The 22,951-nt window shown below is 39.2% G+C and carries 16 protein-coding genes and 2 pseudogenes; 13 read left to right on the plus strand and 5 right to left on the minus strand.

What is annotated here, in order from left to right; all coding sequences use genetic code 11:
* Positions 1 to 12 precede the first annotated feature (12 nt).
* From WIW72_RS06550 to WIW72_RS06570, 5 genes are all read left to right on the plus strand, one after another.
* A complete protein-coding gene (locus tag WIW72_RS06550) occupies positions 13 to 120 on the plus strand; it encodes a sulfocyanin-like copper-binding protein (RefSeq protein WP_337701300.1) in 108 nt (35 codons plus the stop codon).
* Between the two features lie 245 nt (positions 121 to 365).
* Positions 366 to 1,022, plus strand: a complete 657-nt coding sequence (locus WIW72_RS06555; RefSeq protein ID WP_337721306.1) for an arsenate reductase (azurin) small subunit — start codon at positions 366 to 368, stop codon at positions 1,020 to 1,022.
* On the plus strand, positions 1,022 to 4,513 hold the full coding sequence (locus WIW72_RS06560; protein WP_337701255.1) for a molybdopterin dinucleotide binding domain-containing protein: 3,492 nt from the start codon (positions 1,022 to 1,024) through the stop codon (positions 4,511 to 4,513). The genes WIW72_RS06555 and WIW72_RS06560 overlap by 1 nt, the downstream gene beginning before the upstream one ends.
* Positions 4,514 to 4,912: 399 nt before the next feature.
* On the plus strand, positions 4,913 to 5,695 hold the full coding sequence (locus tag WIW72_RS06565; RefSeq protein ID WP_337701257.1) for a hypothetical protein: 783 nt from the start codon (positions 4,913 to 4,915) through the stop codon (positions 5,693 to 5,695).
* Between the two features lie 517 nt (positions 5,696 to 6,212).
* Positions 6,213 to 6,497: a hypothetical protein gene (locus WIW72_RS06570; RefSeq protein ID WP_337701258.1), complete on the plus strand. Its 285-nt coding sequence runs from the start codon at positions 6,213 to 6,215 to the stop codon at positions 6,495 to 6,497.
* Here WIW72_RS06570 and merA read toward each other — a convergent pair.
* The gene (gene merA / locus WIW72_RS06575) at positions 6,481 to 7,827 is read right to left on the minus strand and encodes a mercury(II) reductase (protein ID WP_337701260.1); all 1,347 of its coding nucleotides are present in this window, start codon (positions 7,825 to 7,827) and stop codon (positions 6,481 to 6,483) included. The genes WIW72_RS06570 and merA overlap by 17 nt on opposite strands.
* On the minus strand, positions 7,824 to 7,976 hold the full coding sequence (locus WIW72_RS06580; RefSeq protein ID WP_337701262.1) for a heavy metal translocating P-type ATPase metal-binding domain-containing protein: 153 nt from the start codon (positions 7,974 to 7,976) through the stop codon (positions 7,824 to 7,826). The genes merA and WIW72_RS06580 overlap by 4 nt, the downstream gene beginning before the upstream one ends.
* A 118-nt stretch (positions 7,977 to 8,094) precedes the next feature.
* On the opposite strand from WIW72_RS06580, the gene WIW72_RS06585 reads away from it, so the two are divergent.
* Positions 8,095 to 8,448, plus strand: coding sequence for an ArsR/SmtB family transcription factor (locus WIW72_RS06585; RefSeq protein WP_337701263.1), 354 nt, complete (start codon positions 8,095 to 8,097; stop codon positions 8,446 to 8,448).
* Here WIW72_RS06585 and WIW72_RS06590 read toward each other — a convergent pair.
* Positions 8,413 to 9,432, minus strand: a pseudogene (locus WIW72_RS06590) (pyridoxal-phosphate dependent enzyme). The gene WIW72_RS06585 and the pseudogene WIW72_RS06590 overlap by 36 nt on opposite strands.
* Before the next feature lie 750 nt (positions 9,433 to 10,182).
* On the opposite strand from WIW72_RS06590, the gene WIW72_RS06595 reads away from it, so the two are divergent.
* The 4 genes and pseudogenes from WIW72_RS06595 to WIW72_RS06610 all read left to right on the plus strand — a co-directional run bounded on the left by WIW72_RS06595 (position 10,183) and on the right by WIW72_RS06610 (position 14,377).
* Positions 10,183 to 10,422 (plus strand): transcriptional regulator, encoded by a 240-nt coding sequence (locus WIW72_RS06595; RefSeq protein ID WP_337701265.1) that lies wholly within the window; start codon positions 10,183 to 10,185, stop codon positions 10,420 to 10,422.
* Positions 10,423 to 10,760: 338 nt separating this feature from the next.
* Positions 10,761 to 10,940 (plus strand): hypothetical protein, encoded by a 180-nt coding sequence (locus tag WIW72_RS06600; protein ID WP_337701302.1) that lies wholly within the window; start codon positions 10,761 to 10,763, stop codon positions 10,938 to 10,940.
* Positions 10,941 to 10,949: 9 nt separating this feature from the next.
* Positions 10,950 to 11,708: pseudogene (locus tag WIW72_RS06605) on the plus strand (KaiC domain-containing protein); the annotation flags it as partial.
* A 599-nt stretch (positions 11,709 to 12,307) separates the two neighbouring features.
* Positions 12,308 to 14,377 (plus strand): 4Fe-4S binding protein, encoded by a 2,070-nt coding sequence (locus WIW72_RS06610; RefSeq protein ID WP_337701267.1) that lies wholly within the window; start codon positions 12,308 to 12,310, stop codon positions 14,375 to 14,377.
* A gap of 101 nt (positions 14,378 to 14,478) precedes the next feature.
* On the opposite strand, the gene WIW72_RS06615 is transcribed toward WIW72_RS06610, so the two are convergent.
* Both WIW72_RS06615 and WIW72_RS06620 read right to left on the minus strand, forming a co-directional pair.
* Entirely contained in the window at positions 14,479 to 15,144 is a 666-nt protein-coding gene (locus tag WIW72_RS06615; protein WP_337701269.1) for a DUF72 domain-containing protein, read from the minus strand.
* 45 nt (positions 15,145 to 15,189) lie between these two features.
* Positions 15,190 to 15,861, minus strand: coding sequence for a hypothetical protein (locus tag WIW72_RS06620; protein ID WP_337701271.1), 672 nt, complete (start codon positions 15,859 to 15,861; stop codon positions 15,190 to 15,192).
* A gap of 179 nt (positions 15,862 to 16,040) precedes the next feature.
* On the opposite strand from WIW72_RS06620, the gene sor reads away from it, so the two are divergent.
* The 3 genes from sor (at position 16,041) to WIW72_RS06635 (ending at position 22,947) form a co-directional block, all read left to right on the plus strand.
* Positions 16,041 to 16,976, plus strand: a complete 936-nt coding sequence (gene sor, locus WIW72_RS06625; RefSeq protein ID WP_337701272.1) for a sulfur oxygenase/reductase — start codon at positions 16,041 to 16,043, stop codon at positions 16,974 to 16,976.
* Between the two features lie 742 nt (positions 16,977 to 17,718).
* Positions 17,719 to 18,621 carry a hypothetical protein gene (locus WIW72_RS06630; RefSeq protein ID WP_337701275.1) on the plus strand — a complete coding sequence of 301 codons (903 nt, stop codon included), beginning with the start codon at positions 17,719 to 17,721 and terminating at the stop codon, positions 18,619 to 18,621.
* A 510-nt stretch (positions 18,622 to 19,131) separates the two neighbouring features.
* A complete protein-coding gene (locus WIW72_RS06635) occupies positions 19,132 to 22,947 on the plus strand; it encodes a protease pro-enzyme activation domain-containing protein (RefSeq protein ID WP_337701276.1) in 3,816 nt (1,271 codons plus the stop codon).
* Positions 22,948 to 22,951 lie beyond the last annotated feature (4 nt).

Raw genomic sequence — 22,951 nt, forward strand, 5'->3', positions numbered from 1 at the left:
CTACCTGCAGGAATATATTGGTTTGCTTGCGGAGTACCGGGACATGCACTAGCTGGAATGTGGGGAACAATAATAGCATCAACCTCAGTAACAACACCATACGTAATAATAACAAGTTAAAATAGGATTCTTATTCAAAGCTTACATATCAGTATATTAAGTAATTCCTAAGGATAGAATCTTCTTTATGTGAGACTTTTTTAATAAAATAATGAAAATACCAAACTTTACTTATATCAATTGTCTAATTTAAATTAATTTTACTTTCTAATAAATATGTATATTCAAACATATATATTATTTCACAATTAAGTTTATTAATCATTCATTACTATATTATGATAACTTAAAGGGTGAGTATGTGAATGAGCAAAGATAAGGGTGTAGATTCTAATAGGCGTGCGATAATAATAGGTGGAGCGGCTGCTGTGGCAGGTATCGCTGCTGGAATAGTAATAGGTGGAAATGCTTTTCCAAGAACTATAACTCAGGTACAACCAGAAGTCACGACGGTAAAACAAGAAGAGACAGTTACACAAACAGCTACTGCAACTACAACAGCTACTGCAACTACAACATCTCCTCCGACTACTTCTCCAGTATCAGTAGGATTTGTTAGACAAAAAGTAGCTAACTATAGTCAATTACAAGTTGGGACTCCGGTGACAGCTAATTATATGGGATATACAGTCTATATTGTGAGGACTGGAGTTCCGTCAGTGGGTGGTGTAGGTCCTAACGGAGATGTTGTAGGCTATAGTGCGTATTGTGCGCATATGGGATATATCTTGGTATACGACCCTAACACGAGGTGTTTATTATGTCCGCAACACTTCTCTCAATACGACGCTACAGCTGGGGGTATGCAAGTAGTAGGACATCCTAATCAATACTTACCGCAGTTAATATTAGAATACGATGAGTCTACCGGAGATGTATACGCCGTAGGATTCAATAGGCTAGTTTACGGTACTTATAATACTGCTGCACAAGCCCCATCTCCTTCAATGGGTGAGAGCTGATGTCCACCTCAACTTCATCCGTAACTCCAGCTACCGGTCCTTCAGTTTACGGAGCACCAAACACCAAAGTACCTTTACCACCAGTGACCGCACAAAGATATCATGTCGTATGTAGATTCTGTAATGTATCGTGTGGATATGACGTATTTGTATTTCCAGTGGGAGAAGAAGGAGGTCCTGCAAAAGGGCAGAATGCTATAGTGTATAATTACATTGATAACGTATATGGATATAACTTACAAGACCATTATGCTGATTACACTCAACCTCTGGCTCCGCTATCTGCAAATCCACCTACGGCTATCCCGTGGATAGGAGAAGGGATGGTGAGTAAGACAGTAACTTATGACGAAACTACTGGTACTTGGAAACCGGTCTATATACTTGAAATACCGAGCTCAGAGTGTCCAGTAAACAAGGGTAATTATTCTACTAGGGGAGGAAGAAACGCACAAAGGATATGGAGCCCATTCCAAGATAATGCTGCAGGGTTTAGGATTTACCAGACTAGGATAAAGACACCGCTTATAAGGTGGAGCGGACAACTACAACCCGTAGGATGGAGCTATGTTATAGAAGTCCTAGCCCAAATTCTGTACTACTACATAACTAACGAAACATTCACTTACCCAGACCCAGTAGGGCCGGCGGGAGTAGAAGTTATGGCAATTAGGGATGATCACGGAGGTGGTATGGGAGGAGGTATGGTAGACGACTTAATGCCAGGGTTATTGCTCCACACGGGTGTCGCCACACCTTTCGTTAGGTTACACAACCGGGCTGCCTTCACAGCAGAGACTGCCGCTATATTTGACGTAACCGGAGGCGGTTTTATTAATAATCTTAGTATGCTAGACATTAGCATAACAGACGTAATGGTAATGGTGGGTGCTAACGAGTACGCCACGGCTACAATTAACTTAATTCAGCACATATTTGACAACTTAAGAGGAGTAACACAGAAAAGGAAGGCCACGTGGTTCGAGAGCGGTGAACCGACTCCACCCGGTAAAGCGATAGTAGTCGATGCCAGGCCTTCAGAGACAGCTCATGCCGTTGCAGCGGCTGTAGGTTGTAGTTTAGAACAAGCTATGAATGGAACGTGCAATGTAGACTCTAACGGCGAACCGCAAGTATTAGCAGTCCAAGTTAATCCTGGTACAGACGCAGAGCTATTTAACGCTGTAGCCGCTTACATCTACTACACTTATCCCGACGTAGTTAATTACTTCATAAATAACGTCTATCAAGGAAGTTCTGCACAAGCAAACGGGTTCACGTTTAATATGAACAACTATAACTTATACATCCAATACTTACAATCCAAGAGCTTAAGCGAATGGCTATCTGAGGCTGAACAGATAACCGGAGTATCACAAAATATTATCCAATTATTAGGAGATATGCTCGCAAAACCTAAGATGGGTAGTAATGGACAGCAATACTATAAGAGGGTGTTGATAGAATTCGAGAAAGGTCTTATATGGTCTGCCAATTATACTCCAATGTACGCCCTAGGAGACCTAGCTGTAATTGTAGGTGCTACATCCGGAAGACCGGGTACTGGTATTGCCAGGTCATTCGGTCATCAGGAAGGTGCCGCATTCCCAGTACCTCCCCCACCGCCTTGGTATCAGCAATTAGGTCTACCGTTAAACCAAGGGAGGGTGACATGGATACCAATGAGCCAATACGTACCACAACAGCTACAAAAACAAGGAATGGAAGTAAATGCGCAGAACGTTATAAGTTTCATAAAGAGCTTTTACCAGAATTACACTAACACTCTAGTACCTCAAAGTCACCAGTATAACCCAATAGTCGATTATCTAGTTTACAGCGGGTATGGTAAAGTATTATGGGCGTTCACAGTTAATACTTACAAGCAAACAATGGCTGGAGGAAAATTTACTTTAACAGTTAACAATAGGGCCCAGCTGCTACAGGAGTGCGTAGAGAACGTGCTAAGCTTAGGTGTACCTTCAACAAGTACATCTTCGATAAATTCAAGCTCACCGTACTATGACGTTAACTCCGTAAGCGCTACAATACCTAACTTCCCGACACCAGATCAATACGCTCAAGCAGTTATATCTTGCTTAAGCGGTTCAAACAAGACCCCCGGTGCATTATTTGTAGTGGGAAGTGACGTAGTCCTCAACCAGAACGGGATATTGGAAACTGCAGCCCACGTAATTATACCTAATGCGACAACCCACGGTGAGACTTACGATCTGAGGTGGAACGGGCATGACAGGAGGATGAGATTAGTAGAGCCCTTCATGCCACCGCCCGGTATAGCAATGCCAACCGTATGGGTTTACGCAATGATAGCCTACAGAATTTACCAGTTGCTACAGAGTAACGGGATGGGTAACTCACCGCAAGCGCAGAGGATTTATCAAGCTTTCAACCCAATATGGCAATCCTTAACGAATAACATGAAGCAGAACTCGCAACCGTTATCATTAATTCCACAGTTCAGTGAGAACTACTTCGATTATAACTGGTTTGCAATTTACAGTGACATATGGACTTACTATCTTGCTAACGGACCGGCGAACTTCTCCTGGTGGCCATACGGTATCGCAGTGCCATTGCAGTTTGCACCGACTTCTTCAACAGGTTGGGCGTCAGTAAAGTTATTCTATTTAATGTTAGCTAGGACTATAGGGATACAATTACCTATATTAGGCGCTACTTGCAGCGGTGCTGTGTGCTCGCCTTCAGAGCTTACAAAGGAGGGCGTAATGCAAGCTTGTAGTCAAGGCGGTACTATAACAATGTACGGTTTAGTTAACTACTTCGAACCCGTGTTACAAAGTCAGTTCAGAGTGGAGCGGATAACCATAGACTGTAACCAAGCAGTGACTGTGGGTAATAATGTATTACCGCTAATAACTAGGGATGTAATTTACGTGACCCCAGATCAAGTACAGTCAATGTTCGGCTATTCTTATGACGACCTAAAGGCTGCGGTAGTAAATACACTTAACCCATTCCCGATGCCTTATGTAGGAATATTAGCTTATGCAGCACAACAGCAGAGTAAATATAAGTACTGGGTTAACAACGGTAGGTGGAATATAATTTGGCAGTCAGGGTTTGTTGATTTCCAAGTACCAGAAATATACCAAAGGGTTCCATTCGCGATAATTGAAATGAACGCACAGGACGCCCAGAACGAGGGACTGGAGAACGGCGACATCGTTATGCTATACAACGATTGGGGTACACTAACTGGCGTAGTATGGATTTCAAACACTGTAGCTCCAGGGTCATTGTTTGTTGCCATGAGTTTCCCAACATCTCCCGGAGCTAACCAGTTAACTACTCCAACAATTGACCCAGTATCTGATAACCCAATGTATAAGTGGACTTGGGCTAATATAACAAAGGTAGGAACGCTACCACCTGAAGTTAAGCAGCAGATAACATTTGCGCCAGTTCAGTTCAATATACCTAGCAGTTCATCTTCTTCTAGTTCATAACTTTTTTTCCATTATATTCAAAAATTTATTTTCTGATTAACTTAGTTAATCATCAAAATAATAGATTTCTGATTTTATATTAAATAATTAAAAAAGGAAGAATAATAAGACGATATTTCGAAAATCATGAATAGGAAGGTAACTACTGGGTACTTATAAATTAGTAATTAAAGACCTTTTATATGAATATATACGAATTGTTCAAAGCGGAACTAAACAAGCCTAACGTGAACTTTTGTGCTAATTTTATCCGATTAGAGAAGTGAGTATGCACTAACTACTTATCCATCTATTAATCTTATTCTTCTTTATTTAACATATACAAATTAAGTTCTCATATCTTTTAGCGTGTTAATTGATGAAAAGTAACTTTATTTATTTTTTAAACAATTGAAGTATGTGGAGAGCTCATTAAAACCATTATATTACCTGCCTTTTATGCTCATAGGCTTCTTTATAATTTACTCCGCTCCATTTTCTCCAAATTATTCACTTTACGTAATTTTCGGTAATGTTTTGTTCTGGTTATCCCTAGTAACATTTGTTTTTAAAACCGGATTAAAACAAGTCTTTAACTACCTATCCCGTAATATGAATAAAAAAGGTTACGTAATATATGGTATTTATCTATCATTTCATTATATAGTATATAGTATCGCTTTGGAAAGGATCTTAACTATTATTTATGGTCAACTCTTTTCTATTTCTGAGTCATTTGTTTCTTTTAATGTGTCTCCTTATTACCCGGGTGGTTTGTACGCTGCATTAGTCAATTTACTATTTAATCCCAGCGTAACAATAGGATTTCCTCCAAATTTCTTTCTAGAACTAACCTTCTACTCATTGTTCATGGGGTTTATAATAGGAGGAATAGTCACAGCTACGATTCTAAGGGTAATGGATATGTCTAAGTTTATAAAAGTCAGAGCAATTCTAATAGCCCCAGTAATGGGAGTAATAGCTGGTGGAAGTTGTTGTGTGTCAATTCCACTTATTCTGGCTACAGCTATACCCGCGGCAAACGTTTTACTGTTTGTATCTAGCGGAGAAACAGCACTCTTCTTAGCTTATATTCTTCTTCCTCCGGTAACGGCTTTTGCTTTAGCTCTTCATTTCAGGACTTTGTTCCCTAAGGCTCCTAAACTGTTTAGAATAGCTAAAAGTGAAGAAAAAAGCAAGTAGAGCAGTGTAAGCTGATATCGAGACACTATTAAAATAAAAAATGATGTAGAACAGATTAACGACTGCATGATATTACAAAGAAAGGGGGTTAAGGGGGCAGAAAGCCTCGCCAGCGGGGATGGATAGCCCTTATATTTAAATACTTCTTTGTCAAAATTTCTCTTAGCGATGCTAATGACGCTCCTTATATAAAACATATTAGTCAGATCTGTGTAATACAGATCTGACTGGGGTGTAGGCCGTGACGCTCCTTGGGCTTAAAGTCTGCCGGGGAGCTTGGCTGCTTCCAACTCGGACCGGAAGTTGGGCAAAAAGCCCGAATAAAACATAAGGGTGAGTGTAATTGGAGGCCCCCAGTTGCAGGAATAGATGTATCAAAAGATAAATTAATTGTACTAAAATAAGCAGTTTAACATTAGTGAGTAAAGCGGGTTCCATGGCGTAAGTAGTGTGGACTATGCTCAATTTTTAAGGAAAGTTTTTATACCGGAAGCTTCCCAGCTCGATTGAGGGCTTAATGGGACTGTGGGAGGAGCAACTGTTATCTCCTTCCTTCAAGGGACTAGAGCTTAGCGATGAAAGTCCCCCCGTGGGGGATACCCCCACACCCCCCGATGCTATTTTCAAATGGGAGTGGTTCTCTGAGCCACTCGACTGCTCACCAGATGAGAGATGTAAACCCGAATCGATGGTGGGAACGATGAGCCCTTTGGGAGGGAACCCTCGACCCTTCCAGGGTGGTGAGGAAGTCAGCAGTGGTAATCTAACGTATTTTATCCCACCTTTTAAACGCAACAACTGAGCTTACTCACGTCTTTGTAAAAGGACAGAGCAACAAGCCTTAAGGCCTCAGACATAGTAGGAAAAGCGTGAACAGTGTCAATTATATTATCAACTGTTAAACCGAACTTCACTGCTAGAGTAGCTTCATTAATTATATCTCCCGCGTTTTCTCCTAACATTTGCACCTCAAGAATTCTCTTACTCTCCTTTTCAACTGCCATTTTAATCAACCCTCTCTCCTCACCAAGGATAGCAGCTTTAGATAACTCCTTGAGTTTTATCACTCTGCTTTCAGCATTTTCACTTTTCTTCCCGACTCTGGCAATATTAGGCTGAGTGAATACGACTTGAGGTACCGTACTTCTATCCACCTTTTTATGTGAGTCCGATAACGCGTTTTTAGTGGCTACAGTACCTTCGAAACCTGCTAAAGACTCTAGCATAACCCCACCTATTACGTCTCCGGCTGCATATATGTCGGGATTAGTCGTTTGAAGTTCATCGTTTACTTTTACTCCTCCCCACTCGTTGAGGTGAACTCCAGCTACTTCTAGGTTAAGGTCTATGTTTGGTTTTCTGCCAGTAGCTACTAAGATCTCATCAACCTCAACATCACCTTTGTCAGTAATTATCCTCTTTACTCCTTCCTCTCTTTCAACTTTCTTTATCTTAACGTTAGTCACTACATACACCCCGTCATCTTCAAGGACTTTTTGTGCTTCAAGAGAGATCTCTGGCTCCCAATCAGGTAAGAGCACTTTACTTCTCTGTAATATCACTACGTCTACTCCTAACCTCTTGTAAATCTGAGAGAACTCCAGAGCTTGTGCTCTTCCACCTATTACAGCTAACGAGTTGATCTTCCTGTCAGGATTTAGGGCTTCTACATTAGTCCAGAACCCCGCTTCTCTTAATCCGTCTATTGGAGGAACATAAGGAGAAGACCCTGTTGCAATTACGAACTTCTTACCTTCTATTATTTTACCGTTTACTTTCACGCTGTGAGTAGAAATAAAATGGGCTTTACCCTCAACTACTTCTACGTCATATTTAGAGAGTAAGTTTTCGTATTTCTCTTTCCTAAGCGTCTCTACTATTTTTCTTGAATCAAGAAATGCAGACTCATAATCTGGTCTTGTGTTAAATTCTTCGAATTGGTGTAATCTAACAGTAGTTGAGTACATTTCTGCAATTCTCAGTAACCTTTTCGATGGAATACAGCCCACGTTTACACAAGTTCCCCCTAAAGGACCGTAGCCTATTAAGACTGGTTTAACTCCTAACTCATTGGCTTGAATTAAAGCAGCGAACCCTGCAGCTCCATAACCTAATATCACGAACTCTTTCATTTCAGTTTTTCCTCATATGCGTCTGCACAATGGGAACAACAGAAGTAATGTTTTTCTCCCTTTATCTCTCTCGCATATATGTTGTCTTCAGATAGGGGAGCACCACAGTGTTCACATACTAACTCTTCTTTCTTTATTCTGAATTTCATAATATATGATCCTTTTAATGGAATTTAAACTCAGCTATATATGAACATATGTTCATTTGTTTTAACTCATCATTGCTTGCAATAGAGTTAATTAGTCCTTCTGAGATCATATAAACGTATGAACGAAAACTTAGTAGATGTAATGGCGTCATTTTTCTCAGCTCTTTCGGACAGAACAAGACTTATGATAGTTTTATACTTAATGGAGAAAGGGAGTGCTTCCGTTCAGGACTTAAGCGAAGGACTCGGAAAATCTCAGTCTCTGATCTCTCACCATTTGGCATGCCTCAAGAACTGTGGAGTTGTTAGAGTAGAGAAGAAAGGTAAGTACTCTTATTATTACATTGCAGATGAAGAGGTAAAGAAAATTATAACAATGGCTATTAACCATGCAATTCAATACGGTAAGTCCATAATGTCTTGTGAGATAATTAAATTAGAGAGTCTTGAGTCCGCTACCAGTAAGGACTAAGACAGAGTCTTCGAGAGAGATTTTCTCTGCAGCATCCAATACGGTAGCCGAGCTATATTCCACCAATAGTCCCATATTGGCTAACTTCTTCCATGCAGATATGATCTCCTCTTCATCTACTGTAATGCATTGATTTGTAGCCTTTGCCATCTCCTCCAATAATACTGGCTGTGTGGAAACTAAAGCATCGGCAATACTTGTCACTCTCTCCGGTGGAATATACGGCTCCTTATTGATAACTGAACAGAGGGGCATCACTTGTCTTGTCTGGACAGCTAATATCTAGGGTCTCTCCTCAATTACACCGCTCTTCAGTAAGTGGTTCAACCCTTCATGCAGACCCAAAAGAAGTGTACCAGCAGAGACCGGGATTACGATCTCTTTCACAGACTTATGTTGTTTCACTATTTCGTAAGCTAAAGTCCTTATCCCATCTCTGAAAAAGGGTTGCAGGATATGGGAAGCGTAGTATTTACCCGAGTTCATCGCTGCCTTCATGACATCATTTCTGTTACCCTTTACTTTTACAACCTTAGCTCCGTAACTCTCTATTTGTTTCAGTTTGACACCTTTAGCGTTCTCTGGGACGAATATAGTGGCGTTAATTCCCGCTGTGGCTGAGTAGGCTGAAATTGATGCACCGGCATTACCTGAAGAGTCTTCTGATATATCTTTTATACCATTCTGTCTTAAGAACGATATAAGAGTTACAGACCCTCGATCTTTGTAAGATCCCGTAGGGTTGAGGAAATCTAGTTTAAAATGAAGTTTTCCTATCTTGATAAGAGGTGTATTTCCTTCACCTAGTGAGATCCATTCTTTAATATAAGGGAAGTTTTTTCTTATCTCTGTATTATAATATCCTAGTATCTCTACCTTAAAAGGTCCTCCGCATCTTGAGCACGTTATCTCGTATATGTTTTCCCTTTCCTTGCCGCATCTTGCGCATTTAATTATGAATTCCACGGATGAACTTAGTAACATTAAACCTAAAATTTGTGTTTACTGTACTTATGAAGAATTTTTAACATACTTTTTGATTTCTATGGATGTATTTATAATGTTAGAAGGTTTTAATTCCCGTTAAAAATTGGAGATTGTTAATCCTTAGGATCACTATATCGATGTAGAGAAAAGATTTACACTATTTTGATTCGGCCTTAAATGGATCAGACAACTTTTTAGATTATTCTTCTAGAATTCTTCTGTCACTTTTATTATGTTTTTTAAACGAAGAAGCTCGATAACGATAAAAGTATTCCAAAGATACCTATTCCCATTATTATGTTTGGTAAAGGAAAAATAATTAGTTAGAAGTCCATAAATAAAAGCCATAACAGGAGATAAACTATTCAGAAAAATCTGAATTATTGAGTTTACTCTCCCCATTACTTGATTTGGGAATTATTCTGGTAAATATACTATCCAGAGGTATATTGATAAATGACATATATATACCTAGAAAAAAGAATCTAATGAATCTATCAGTGGAGATTTGGTTATTGCAATAACTAAGAAAGATATTCCAAATTCCATTGAAATAGCGGTTATAAATATTGGGTTCATCAGTTTTTAGCTATCATACTTCCTATTGTTCCACCTAAAGTCGCACCAATAGAAACAATAGAAAATAGAAGAAGAAAGATAGTATAGAAGATAGCTGAAAAATGGAGAGTGAAGTGAAAAAGTCCAGATGCATAAACATCTAGGGCAATAAAAGTACCGTTGAAAAGCATGCCTAAAATCAAAATAGGAGTAGATAAGATAACATTTGCCGATCTTCTTAAATCTCTGGACATACCTAAATCTTCAACATATTATCACCTTAAAATATTGAAAGAAAACGAGCTTATAATAATAAGAGACGTAATTACAATTACGAGACCTAGAACTATTATTCAGATAACACCGAAAGGTAAACTCATTATAGAAAAATACATAGAATTACAGGGAAAAATACAAAAGAAAAAATAAGGAACATGAAATCTTACAAAAATTAACTACGTATATTGATTGATTATAATCAAAATAGACTAATTATATCTTTATGATAGGTGTTCTTTATCAATATATTATTTCTATTATTATTTCTATTAATATTTCTACAAAAGCTACAATTAATAATAAATCCTTACGTGAAATAAGGAAATTATGTAAGCAAAGAGAGTCAGGTCATATATACCCGGTCTAGACGAAATCCTTTATGGTGGAATACCAGAAAGGAACATTGTATTGTTCTCTGGGCTGAATCCTTTCTCACGGTAACAGATATCTTTTTATATCTGTTTATAACGAATTTTCGTTGCTATATGATAATCTCTCACACCGATGTGGGCTATGCCCAAAAGGGTGGGAGTGATTGCAGAGATGTGAGGCCCGTGCCGTTGGGCTCGAAGGAGTCCCATGACCCACCTACAGTAAGTAGGCGGTTAAGGGCTAAGTCCCTACACTCGATCATGAGTGAACATAAAATGATTGAAATGAGAGCGTAGGGACAAACGGGCCCTGGGACTGGAAAGTCCATAATGGCAAAGCAGTTCATATATAACGGTCTAACAAAGGGTGAAAATGGTATATACGTTACTTTGGAAGAACATCCCGTTTCAGTCATAAGGAGTTTTCATTACTTTGGTTGGGATATTACCAAGTATGAAAGAGAGGGAAAGTTTTCTGTAGTTGACGCTTTTACGGGCGGTTACGGTGCAACCGCCCAAAAGGAGAAATATGTTGTTAAAAATGTGGATGATGTAAAGGAATTCTCCGAAGTTTTGAGAACTGCAATTAAAGAGACTGAGGCTAACAGAGTCGCCATTGATTCAGTGAGTACATTATACCTTACTAAACCTGCAATGGCGAGAGGAATAGTAATGACGCTAAAGAGGGTAATTTCTGGTCTAGGCTGTACAGCGTTCTTCGTTAGCCAAGTTTCAGTTGGTGAGAGGGGTTTCGGCGGACCAAGTGTAGAACACGCTGTTGACGGTATAATAAGATTAGACCTAGACGAGTTCGAGGGCAAGATGTATAGGTCGATAATAGTGTGGAAGATGAGGGACACGAAGATCTCAATGGTAAGGCACCCAATGGAAATCACTGATGAAGGTATTGTAATACAATGGGACAAATACTTGAGGATTACGAACTTTAAGGCAGAGATAGTTCCTTTACCGCAGAGGGAAGTTGAGGAGATGAAAAAAGCTGTCGAAGAAGCAAAAACTTATCAGAAAAAGGAAGAAAGTGAAGAGGAGGATAATGAGGAATGAAAGGTCTTCATTCATATTATAGCCCTTTCCTCCTTCCTCGATTTTCCTAATTAAATTACGTTATAACCTACATCTAGCTTCTCCGAACTCCACCCCTAAGAGTTGGTCATCTAAGCGGTTGGGTAATATGCCCTCTTCGTCTATAACAGATATACTTAACAGAGATAAGTTGATGGGAAGACTTAGAGAAGGATATATTATTTTATCTAAACTTTCTCTAAAATATGGGGTGGAGGGGGACTTAATGGGTAAAATCTGATGAAGTGACAGATATTATGATTTTGAAAGAAAAGTGTAGTAAGTTTAAGAAAAAGGTTTTAAGGTTAGTGATACAATTTTGGTATTTGCATGTTAGTAGGAAATTCATTATGTGTAAAGATACTACTTTTATCAATAAATAATGAAGGAATAATTATCATTAACACGATTTGATCTATTCGACTTAACTAACTTCTCCCTCCTCAGTAAGGACTCCTTTATTTTGCCAGTTTCTTATTGTTCTAACACACATATTTCATTTCTCCTAAAGATTTAACATTTTATAATGATTTATATAAGGAGAGTTTTTATACAAGAATCTAAAGAAACTATTTATGCATATGGGTTCTACAATTACAATTCAGCAAATAGCGGCTTTAGTTTACATTCTCGGTATGATGATAATAAATTTTGGGATCTTGGCCTACATTCTCAGGAAGGAATATGTCAATAAAAAGGCAATGTTTTTCATCGTCTCGATAATACTCTACATGGGAGTTGAGAGCATAGCCTTCGGCTACGTAGTGTTTTACGGCGGTACGCTGTTCATAGAGCCCTTGTTGTTGATGATCGCCTCTGTTCCTTTATTACTTTCAGCGACAGTAAAGAGTGAAATTATAAGGGTTAAATCAGATAATTCATCATCTTTACTACTAGCAATCTCGGTAATCTTTGACGAGTTTAGTATGGGATACTTATATTCCTCAGCTTTCGGCCCACGAATGTATAATCCGGTCATCGATGCGGTCAGCAACATAGCCTTCGGGATAATGATGTTTGCCGATGGTATATTCTTCCTAGTCTTAAGCAGAGTGAAGGACATCTTCGAGTTATCTTTGGCGACTTTCGCTATTTCCATGGCGTTTTTACCGTCAATATTTATCCAGTTCTCGAAGGAAATAGAATTGGTAGCCTCTCTGATCTCCACGACGATCATGATAATAAACGTGATCACTCTCTACTTAATCGCGATAAGGAGAATAAACCTCAAAGGAGTTTTAGTTAGCCTTTCGTTAGCCGCCTTCGACTTGTTTATGATGATAGGGTTGAGTACTTTTGCGGTTTTAAACGACATGTGGACTATTTCGCTTTCTATCTTGATCTCTATGGTTTGGTATTTCGTTTTGGTGATCAGAGATATCCCGGCAAAGAAAATAGATTATAAATTAAGGTACCCATTCTTACTTCTTGTCCTCATAAACCTAGCCGAAATAACCATGGGTTTTGGTGAAAGTGTTTTAGGCTTTAACATAACTAACTCCCTATTCGTCGCTAAAGCGATGCATACGATGTCTTCTATGGGCAGTTCCATGAACACAATGGCAGGTCAGGGTATGCACTCTATGTCTGGTAGTATGTCTTCAGGGATGGGTATGCAATCTATGGCAGGTCAGGGTATGCACTCTATGTCTAGTAGTATGTCTTCAGGGATGATGATGATGAGGAGTCCCTTCACGAATCCTTTGTGGTGGTTATTCCCGCTCAACCCTTATGCTATGGGTACGATGTTCTTGCATGCAAGCAGTAACTTACTATTAAACGCCTTTATGACTTCCTATATGTTCGTTATGGCGACTACCATGTCTCCCTTCTACGTAATGATGATGGGGGCTGAAATGGCTTTTTTAGTGTATGAGAGGTTTAAGATGAGTAAGAACTCGCAAGTTAAAAAATGGGCTCTAGTCATCCTAGTGGGAATTCCCCTCTTCGTGGTTGCAATCCCCTACTACACTAACTTCTACGTGTTCGGCATGAGCGGAATGATCTTCCCAGTGACTCTCTTACCTTTCGTGGTCTCGCTCATCGCGATAGCATTAGCGACGTCACTATTCGGTAGGAGGGCTTATTGTAATACCGTATGTATGGCAGCCCATATGTGGACTAATGTATTTTACGACCAGTTCAAGCCTAAGAAGACGAGTAAGATTTGGGAATATACGAGGTGGGTATTCCTTGTGCCAATGGTTATAGCTTTTTCGCTGTTCGTGCTAATGGAGCTCAAAATGTGGTCTCCACCTAAATTAGGCATGGCAAAAATAGATCCACTAAACTTCTACGGAATGTTCGTACTCAACTATGTGTGGTGGTTCTTCTACTTCCTCACACCGGTCTTCGGAGCGTATAGTTGTGCAAGACAAGGTTGGTGCGGTTTCGGGACATTTGCAGGTATATTCAACAAGGTTCTGTTTAAGATAAGAGCTAAAGACGTAGAGACTTGTAGGACTTGTCAGACGAAGAGTTGCGAAGGTGCTTGCCCGGTAAAGATACCGATCTCTGTTGACGTCCTCCAGAAGGGCTATAGTAATAGAATATCCTGCGTAGGTTGTGGAGACTGTGTTGAAGCTTGCACTTATAATAACCTAATGATTGAGGACATAACTACTAGGTTTAGGCATGGGGTCAAAGTGTAAAAAGATAGAGAGTTTTTATCTTTTTATCTCACTATCTCTCGATCTTTTTTAATTTTCCCCTTTCAGGTCAGATCTGAAAAACTCTCAGTCTTAATCTCTTATCATTTGTCAATTTTTTTCTCTAAGATCTCCTTCATTTTCCTCCCGTTATCTAACATCCATAAGTCGTTGTTAAAGAACACAAATACATCCTTAGCGTGGAGTTGTATCAGCTTATCCGATACCTCTTCTAGCTCTTTCTCAGAATATTCATAGAAGTACCAGTTGTCCCTACCGTGCATTCGCAAATAAACTACGTCATGAGACTTAAAGTAGTAATTGCCAATCGGAGAGTCTATAGACACAGTTACGCATTCAGTTTGTGGAACAGCTTTAAACCAGTCCAAACTCCTGAACTCTATTGCTCCTCTATCTCCTAACTCCAGACATATATCCTTAACTCTCTTTATGTTTTCATCACTTTTACGAAAGTTAGGGGGTAACTGAAATAGGTAGAAGCGGGGTCTTAATGGTTCGAATATCTCAACGAATTTTCTAACCTCGTCATTTACGTCTTTTAACCTCTTTACGTGGGTAATTTTCCTGTTAACCTTGATAGCCCAAGTGATTTCATACTTCCTCCACTTTTCAACTTGCTGGGGCGTAGGGATTCTGTAAAAGGAGGCGTTAAGCTCAACAGCGTTAAAACCGGAATATTTAACGTACCAATCCAGGTTTTTCTTAGGGTTCCACGGGTATAGCCATCCAGACGTACCTATGAATATCATTTATTATACTTCACATGTATAAAAACACGATCAATCTTTTAATTCTTAACTAACAGTCTTACGGTCAGACAGCCCCACTAATTCCATTACCTTTCTCCAGTTTTTCTCGTAGGCTTGAGAGAGCTTTATGAATTCAGGATGTTCCGCCACTTTTCTTATTGCCTCAAGGTCTATCTTATTTACGACCCCTTTCTCCTTCAGTTCCAACAATAAATATACTACGTTAAGTTTAATGTGGATATTCAAAGGTTGATACAAAAGCTCGTTCAAGTAATCGTCTGAAGGTTTCTTCACCAGACCTATCTCTAGAAAGTAGGGTAATAAGCTCCAAGCGCTTATTCTAGTATAGGGGTCTCCCCTCAAAGCCCTCTCGAAATACTCTACATTAGACTTTAAGACGTCAAGGCTTATTATCCCTTCCTTCCATAGGTCATAGGCTATCCACCAAGCATTTATATCACCCTCTCTTAAAGCTCTTTCCAGTTTTCTCTCGTCGTAGTCTCTCTTGTCCACTATACCCAATTTCACGAGTTGTGGCAACATCTGCCATGCGTGTAAAGCTACGTCAATATCTTCGTCGTCTAACATCTCCAAAAAGTAGTTCTTAAGCGATCTCATGTCAATGCTCTTATATAATATCTCAGCCTTCTTCCACCCGTCTAGTCTATCGTATTTGTTCTCAGCTTTTAATAATCTTTCGTAGAACTCCTTGTTCATATACTATGTGTACACTTTTACACTTTTATGTTTATCTACTAATTCTGAATTTTACTATGTATACAAAAAATAATATTTATAAAATTCTGTTGATGAAAGAAATTCTTACTTTAACGACACTAAATATCAAAGAATAAAATGGTAATTAACTCTAGCTCAGATCTTGTTAGTGACAAACCATGGCAAAACCTTATGTAGCTATAAACATGGCAGAGGTAAAAAACGATCCTAAAACCCTAGAGCTCTTCGGCAAAGTAGGACCTAAAGTCTGTATGGTGACAGCTAGGCACCCAGGTTTTGTAGGATTCCAAAATCATGTACAGATAGGTGTAGTACCTTTAGGGACAAGATGGGGAGGAGCGAAGATGGAAATGAGCCAAGAGATGCACAGCATCTTCCTGTTCCAATACACCTTCTGGAAAAACTGGAAAGATCACGAGGAAATGCATAGGCAGAACTGGGCTAACTTGTTCAGGCTATGCCTACAATGCTCAGATCAAATGATCTGGGGACCCTACGAGCCCTTATACGAGATAGTCTACGCAAATATGCCCTTGAACACGGAGATGACCGACTTCACAGTAATGATGGGTAAGAAATTCGCCGCAGGAGAGACAGTTTCAGTTCCTCCAATTTCACAGCCTTACGGTAAGAGAGTCGTCGCTTTCGGTGAACATATCGTGAAAGAAGGGTTAGAGAGCCAATTTGAGGAAAGCGCAATAAAGACTCTAGAGGCTTTCAGATCAGCACCGGGCTTCTTAGGAGGAATGATACTTAAAGAGATAGGTGTCTCACCTTTAGGAAGTTTACAGTTAAACGCTAAAGGCTTCCACCAGATACTGGAAACAGCCAACGGGATGGACGTACCCGACCCAGTCACTATATACGAAGCTCCTGAATTTAAGAACAAACCTCAAAGGTATATTGTCCACACGGAGTGGAGTGATACCAACGCTTTGATGTTCGGTTTAGGTAGGGTGTTAATACACCCTGAGGTGAGGCAGATACACGACAAAGTGTTAGACACCTTAGTATTCGGTCCTTATATAAGAGTTCTAAACCCCATGATGGAAGGTACGTATTGGAGAGAGTACTTAAACGAGTACCACCTTTAAGCCCTTTCTCTTTTTTTAAAATCCAAGTGTTTTTCCAATAATTTTTCTCAATTATATGTAAAGAATGTTGAAGTTCTTTACTTTTTAATCCAAGTGTTTTTCTTGAAGTGAGTAGTTTATGGTGAACTATTGAATGAACATAGTCGTCTAGTTCGTAAATTATTTGGGACTAACAAAATATTCCCGTATCTGACGACAAAGATTATATATAGCCACGACCTTACTCGTCGTAGAGACGTTTATGAACTCCACTTGTTGATAATACACGGTCACAATAGCCGACTCATTTACGCTCTGGAACGGCAAGGGTTCCCTTCTCGTCGTCCCCACCATCGATTCAGGATTACATTTGGTGGGCAGTCGAGGTTAACCAAAACTCCCTCACATGAAAAGAGAGCTTTCATCTTTAACGTCTAGTCCCTTAAAGGAAGGAGATACTAAGTACTCCTCCCGCAGTCCGGTTAAGCCCTTAATCGAACTGGAGAGGAACATCATTAGCGTCATTAACAGAAAATTAGAGAAATGAGGCATTTAAACATAGGGCTATCCATCACCTTGGCGAGGTTTCCGCCTTCTTAACCCCCAGCTTCTGTAATTCCGGAGGCATGAAAGTAAGATATTGGCTACGACATAGGTAGTGATGATCTTTATCCTTACGGCTACTTTCATAGTATATGCGCCATTGTAGTAGAGAGAAATGGTGTGAAGAAAAAGTTTTCAGACTGAAACTCAATTACTACCTATGAACAAAAGAACATTAACTGTCTTCTCGTTAGTCCTCGTTTTACTGATCGTGACAGAGTTATATCTGGTAATATATTACCACTATAAAGTTAATATAAACCCCTCAATCTTCTCTTCACCTACTACAAGTCCTCTAAGCCTCACCAGACCTCCAACCCCTTCCTCTACACAACTCCCCAACTTAACCTCTCCAATATCCGTGGGACTAGTAATGAATTACTATAACATTACATATAACTCTTCCGTAAAGCTCTTCTCAGAATGTCCTTATGTTAATAAGTACTTCGTGGAAAGCGACAACTTATTGGCAGTGATCGCGTTAAAGGACTTAAATGCCTCCATATGGGAAACGGTTTGGGATAACATCAAGAGTAACATAACTTTGTCACCTTACTTGGTATTAGCAGGAATACACAACTTCACGTGGATGTTTAAAGACCCCGTGAATGAGAAAGTTTGGGGACCCATCTGTACTATAAGTTTTAACGATTCTCCAAGCTACCTTGCTTGGTACGAATACGCTGACACTTCTCTTTTATTCTCTATTTACGAGCTTGAAAACGGGAACATAACCCTTGCAGAGAAAGTGTTTGAAACTACAATTAACGACTTCTGGAATGGTTACGGATTTCAGGATGAAAGCGTTACAAGTAACGTCTATGCTTCTTATAAGCTAGCCTTGGCTATCATAGCGTGGAAGTACATAGGTAAATATAACCAGACGTTTGCGATGGAGTATTTGCCTTTAATTCTTAAGATATATAACATTGCTAAACATCTGCAGTCCCCTATTGGAGGTTATTTCAGTAATTACAAGGTAGTGAACGGGACTGTAATCCCGTTAGGGAATGTGAACACGGAAACGACTTCACTATTTGTTATAGCATTTATGATACAATAAGATATAATGAGTTTATTTTCCTTTGCTCAATCGTCTCATCACCTAGTTGAAGCGAGCGAGTGTTTAAGCGATCACGAAATTACAGAAATGTGAGAAAATCAGAGTAAACAGATCCGCAGAGCTGGACAGTATGTAAATAGTTTAAAAACAAGTCTGCTAAGGTATTTAATAGGAATACGTCGATACCAAATCTTGGTAACTGGTTATTGGAAGCCTCTTAGACTGTTTATCTTACTTCATTGTCTAGTAAATATCTTTCAATTGCAGATATACTATCTCTCTAGCTTAAGACTTACCTTGTTTAAGCTATGAAGGCAATTGTCTACCTTACTTATTTAAATTAATTTAATAACCACTCATCTTAAAATATTAACATAAGAACCAGAATTTTAGAGAAATTAATTAGATTTACCCCTAGTTCTAAATTGGTCAAGGAAAAGAAAATATCATTCTTTGAATGGAGTTAAACCTCACCGCAAAATTTATAAATCAATGGTAATGTGATAATTTATGAATAGTAAGTTATTTTCAATTCTAGTAACCACGGCATTATTACTTTCAATTTCAACACTATCTTTCTCGTCCACAACACAAACTTATATTCCGCCGTTAGAACTAAAGGGATTTCATGTAGTAGGAACATTATCACCAAACGATAAAGTGACATTTACACTCTTCATTCCCCTAAAGAACGTAGGGCTACTCTACTATTACGCTTTAGCAGTATCTAACCCCTCATCACCTCTGTATCACCATTTCTTAACAAAGGAACAAGTTGAAAAACTGTTTTACCCCACTCAGCAGTACGAGCAAGTCTTATCTTATCTGAAGCAATCTGGGTTTAACATTATTTTAACAGCCGCAGACTCGGTTATAGTAGCTACTGGGACTGTTGGACAAGTGGAGAAATATTTAGGTCTAAACTTCGAAGTCCTAAGTAACGGGACATTAATTTATTACACTTCTTACGGAGTACCTAAGATCCCGGCTTTCGTAATTTCCTCAAATGTCTCAGCAATTTTCTTCCAACACCCCTCAACGCTTGTTACTATTAAGGATGTAATGAAGCTAAAGCAAGAAGCCGGGTTACCAAATACGACGTTCCCCATAGAAGCTTACTGGCCTACAGCACTTTATAATGCTTACAACATAACTCCCTTGTTCAATCAAGGCTATGAGGGGCAAGGGTTTAATATAGGTATTCTAGATTTTTACGGTGATCCTTACATTTACCAACAGCTAATCTATTATGATAAAGTTACAGGATTACCCAATCCGCCTAACTTCACTGTAGTACCTATAGGGCCATATAACCCGGCCCTAGGAATATTTTATGGATGGGCTGGGGAGATAAGCTTAGATGTTGAAGTAGCACACACCATGGCACCGAAAGCAAACATTACCTTATATATTGCTAACCCCAACATACCTTTATCATCAGTAATCGCCTATATAGTTTCACAAGACAAGGTTAATGTACTCTCTCAGAGCTTCGGAATACGAGAGTCTGCATTTTCGAACTTCTTCAACGGTCCTGAATTCTATTCTTGTGTCGTATTAACCGATGAGTATTATGCTATGGGAAGTGCTGAAGGTATTACTTTCTTAGCCAGTAGCGGAGATGGCGGAGGTAGCGGCTACAGTAATGGGCCTATAGGGGCTGTTATCTATCCCTCAGTTTCACCATTCGTCACCGCTGTCGGAGGGACGACAACCTATATACAGTTCCACGATGGAGTAGAACAAACTGCTTGGTCTAATTACGGCTTCGCTCCTAACGACGTGAATTCTGGTGGTTCAACTGGAGGGGTTAGTATTATAGAACCTAAACCTTGGTGGCAATGGAGTTTACGGACGCCCGCTACATACCCTAACGGTAGAACTACACCAGATATTTCGGCAAACGCTAATGTATATCCCGGGATTTATATAATATGCCCCTATAACGTGACTACAATAACCGGAGGGACTAGTGAAGCATCACCTTTAACTGCAGGGATTCTGACAACTATAATGAGTTACCTAAATCACAGCCTAGGCTTAATTAACCCGACAGTATATGAACTGGCAAATAGCCACTATGAAAAAGTTTTCAACCCCATAACTTTCGGTTATAACATACCGTGGACTGCCAATTACGGTTATAATTTAATTACGGGTTGGGGTACTTTAAACTCCGGTAACTTAGCTTTTTACTTAAACACTACAGAAACAAATGTCAGCAATATCTCAATAGACGTTAACGTTTATAATACTTCGGGGAAAACGCCTTTAGAGTTCTTCCCCGGTCAAGTTATGGAAATAGTCGCTAACATAACAATGAATGGAACACCAGTGACCAACGGTAGCTTCTATGCTATAATTGAGGGAATTGAAGGAAATCTTACTGAAACTCAATTAACGTATAACCCCTCATTAAAGGAATGGGTAGCAACAGTTACATTACCCCAAAACGCTAACGGTTTACTTTTCGTTACAGTTTACGGTAATGGGAGTTATGGCTTTGTCGAAACGTTTTCCGGGTATTATGTACAATTCTTTACTCCAGCTACTTTTACACCATTTGACACGCAAGTAAGCAACGTTACAGAAGCTAATGTAACAAACGTTTACGGAGTTCCGGCGAACTTCACATTAAGCCTAAACGTTTACTCCTATAACATAACTGACAACGAATACATTATGACCAACTCAACAGTATTAACCCCTATTTCGACATATGGTCCTTGGGTTGGTACTTTAAACGCTAAAATAGGAGATGATTTATTAATTGCCACTAACGCTTATGGTTTCGTAGCGTTCTCTAACGGGATCTATCTACAATCACTCTTTATATTACCACAAATAGTGGCGGAACCCGGTAGTGTCGCGGGAGGGCAATATATAATTGTATCCGGGTTAATAGAACCACCTACCCTTCCACTACAGTATTCTACAACCATGTTAGATATTCTTCTTGGAACTAACGTAACTGCTGAATTAGTGAGTCCTAACGGTAAAGTAATTAGCGAGACTGTCGCTTCCCTCTCCCCCTCCGGCGAGATACTAGGATTCTTATACGTTCCTAAAAACGTCACAGCCGGGTTGTATACGGTATTATTATTCGCAAAATATGACTCATATACCTTAGGGATGAACTTAACGGGCTTCTTTTATGGACAGATTTACGTAACACCTAATTACAACACTCCCATAATTAAAACCGCAAAGTATGCTTACGAGGGACAAACATTGCTCATTTATGCTAATATAGAATATCCCAATGGAAGTGAAGTAAAGTACGGCATGTATTCTGCGTTTATTTATCCACAGATTTTAAGCCAAGAGTACTCGCAGATAAGTACAGAAATAGAGATACCGTTGTGGTTCAATTCAACGCTTAACGAGTGGGTAGGTAACGTAACTTTACCATCAGCAAGTAATTTAGGCAATCTCACCTACTTGTCTTCGACAACATACTTCGGATTACCTTTTGACATAATGGTCAACGGAATATCATTTAACGGGGTTCCCACCATAAATAACTATAATACGAGCTATACTTTCTACGTTTATCCCTATACTCTGGTAAAGGGACAACATATAGATGAAGGAGAGACCTATAATGCTGTTCTAGAGAATGACATTATAACGGGTAAGGTCACTTTAGCGAATGACATACTCGTTAATGATACTATAGAGGGTAATGTAAGTATAATCAACTCTAACATCACTTATGTAAACGCAGAAGGGTCTAATTTAACACTTGTAAACTCTTATGTTAACTCATTAACAGCCTTAAACACTAAAGTCAACTTGGTCTCAACAAGTGTAAACGAGCTAAACTTAGAAGGTTCTTCAAGCGTTGAAGTTATAAATTCACAAATAATAAACGTTACTCCCTCCTTACCTAAAGTAAACGTTAAAGTACCGATGACTGCTACTGGTGAGGTGAACGTTAGTATAACTGTAAGCGGGGAAGATGTTTCACAAGTGATGTTATACATTGATAACACGTTGCTAACAACGTTTAGTGGTAATGGTACTTTCGTGTATACTTTAAATACTGCTAACTATCCAGACGGTACTTATACTTTGAAAGTGGTTGCGATGCAATCTGACGGATTAAGCTCTACTTACACAACCCATATCCAGGTTGAGAATCAGCTAGAATCACTAAATAATAAATTGTCAACGCTGAATGATAGTTTATCGACGATCTCAAGCTCATTATCCTCAGTTAACTCTAACTTATCTAGTAAAGTCTCTACATTACAAATAGTATCGATCATAGGTATAATAATTGCAATAGTCGCAATAGCTCTAGCCCTAGTTCGCAGAAAATAATATC

This window comes from Stygiolobus sp. CP859M (assembly GCF_037389975.1).
GTDB lineage: Archaea > Thermoproteota > Thermoprotei_A > Sulfolobales > Sulfolobaceae > Stygiolobus.

What these genes read in the sequence shown, in the direction of transcription:
- WIW72_RS06560 (WP_337701255.1), top strand. Translation starts at nt 1,022, where the DNA reads ATGTCCACCTCAACTTCATCCGTAACTCCAGCTACCGGTCCTTCAGTT.
- merA (WP_337701260.1), bottom strand. Translation starts at nt 7,827, where the DNA reads ATGAAAGAGTTCGTGATATTAGGTTATGGAGCTGCAGGGTTCGCTGCT.
- WIW72_RS06555 (WP_337721306.1), top strand. Translation starts at nt 366, where the DNA reads ATGAGCAAAGATAAGGGTGTAGATTCTAATAGGCGTGCGATAATAATA.
- WIW72_RS06615 (WP_337701269.1), bottom strand. Translation starts at nt 15,144, where the DNA reads ATGATATTCATAGGTACGTCTGGATGGCTATACCCGTGGAACCCTAAG.
- WIW72_RS06580 (WP_337701262.1), bottom strand. Translation starts at nt 7,976, where the DNA reads ATGAAATTCAGAATAAAGAAAGAAGAGTTAGTATGTGAACACTGTGGT.
- WIW72_RS06620 (WP_337701271.1), bottom strand. Translation starts at nt 15,861, where the DNA reads ATGAACAAGGAGTTCTACGAAAGATTATTAAAAGCTGAGAACAAATAC.
- WIW72_RS06610 (WP_337701267.1), top strand. Translation starts at nt 12,308, where the DNA reads ATGGGTTCTACAATTACAATTCAGCAAATAGCGGCTTTAGTTTACATT.
- WIW72_RS06585 (WP_337701263.1), top strand. Translation starts at nt 8,095, where the DNA reads ATGAACGAAAACTTAGTAGATGTAATGGCGTCATTTTTCTCAGCTCTT.
- WIW72_RS06635 (WP_337701276.1), top strand. Translation starts at nt 19,132, where the DNA reads ATGAATAGTAAGTTATTTTCAATTCTAGTAACCACGGCATTATTACTT.
- WIW72_RS06570 (WP_337701258.1), top strand. Translation starts at nt 6,213, where the DNA reads ATGGGACTGTGGGAGGAGCAACTGTTATCTCCTTCCTTCAAGGGACTA.
- WIW72_RS06630 (WP_337701275.1), top strand. Translation starts at nt 17,719, where the DNA reads ATGAACAAAAGAACATTAACTGTCTTCTCGTTAGTCCTCGTTTTACTG.
- sor (WP_337701272.1), top strand. Translation starts at nt 16,041, where the DNA reads ATGGCAAAACCTTATGTAGCTATAAACATGGCAGAGGTAAAAAACGAT.
- WIW72_RS06595 (WP_337701265.1), top strand. Translation starts at nt 10,183, where the DNA reads ATGCCTAAAATCAAAATAGGAGTAGATAAGATAACATTTGCCGATCTT.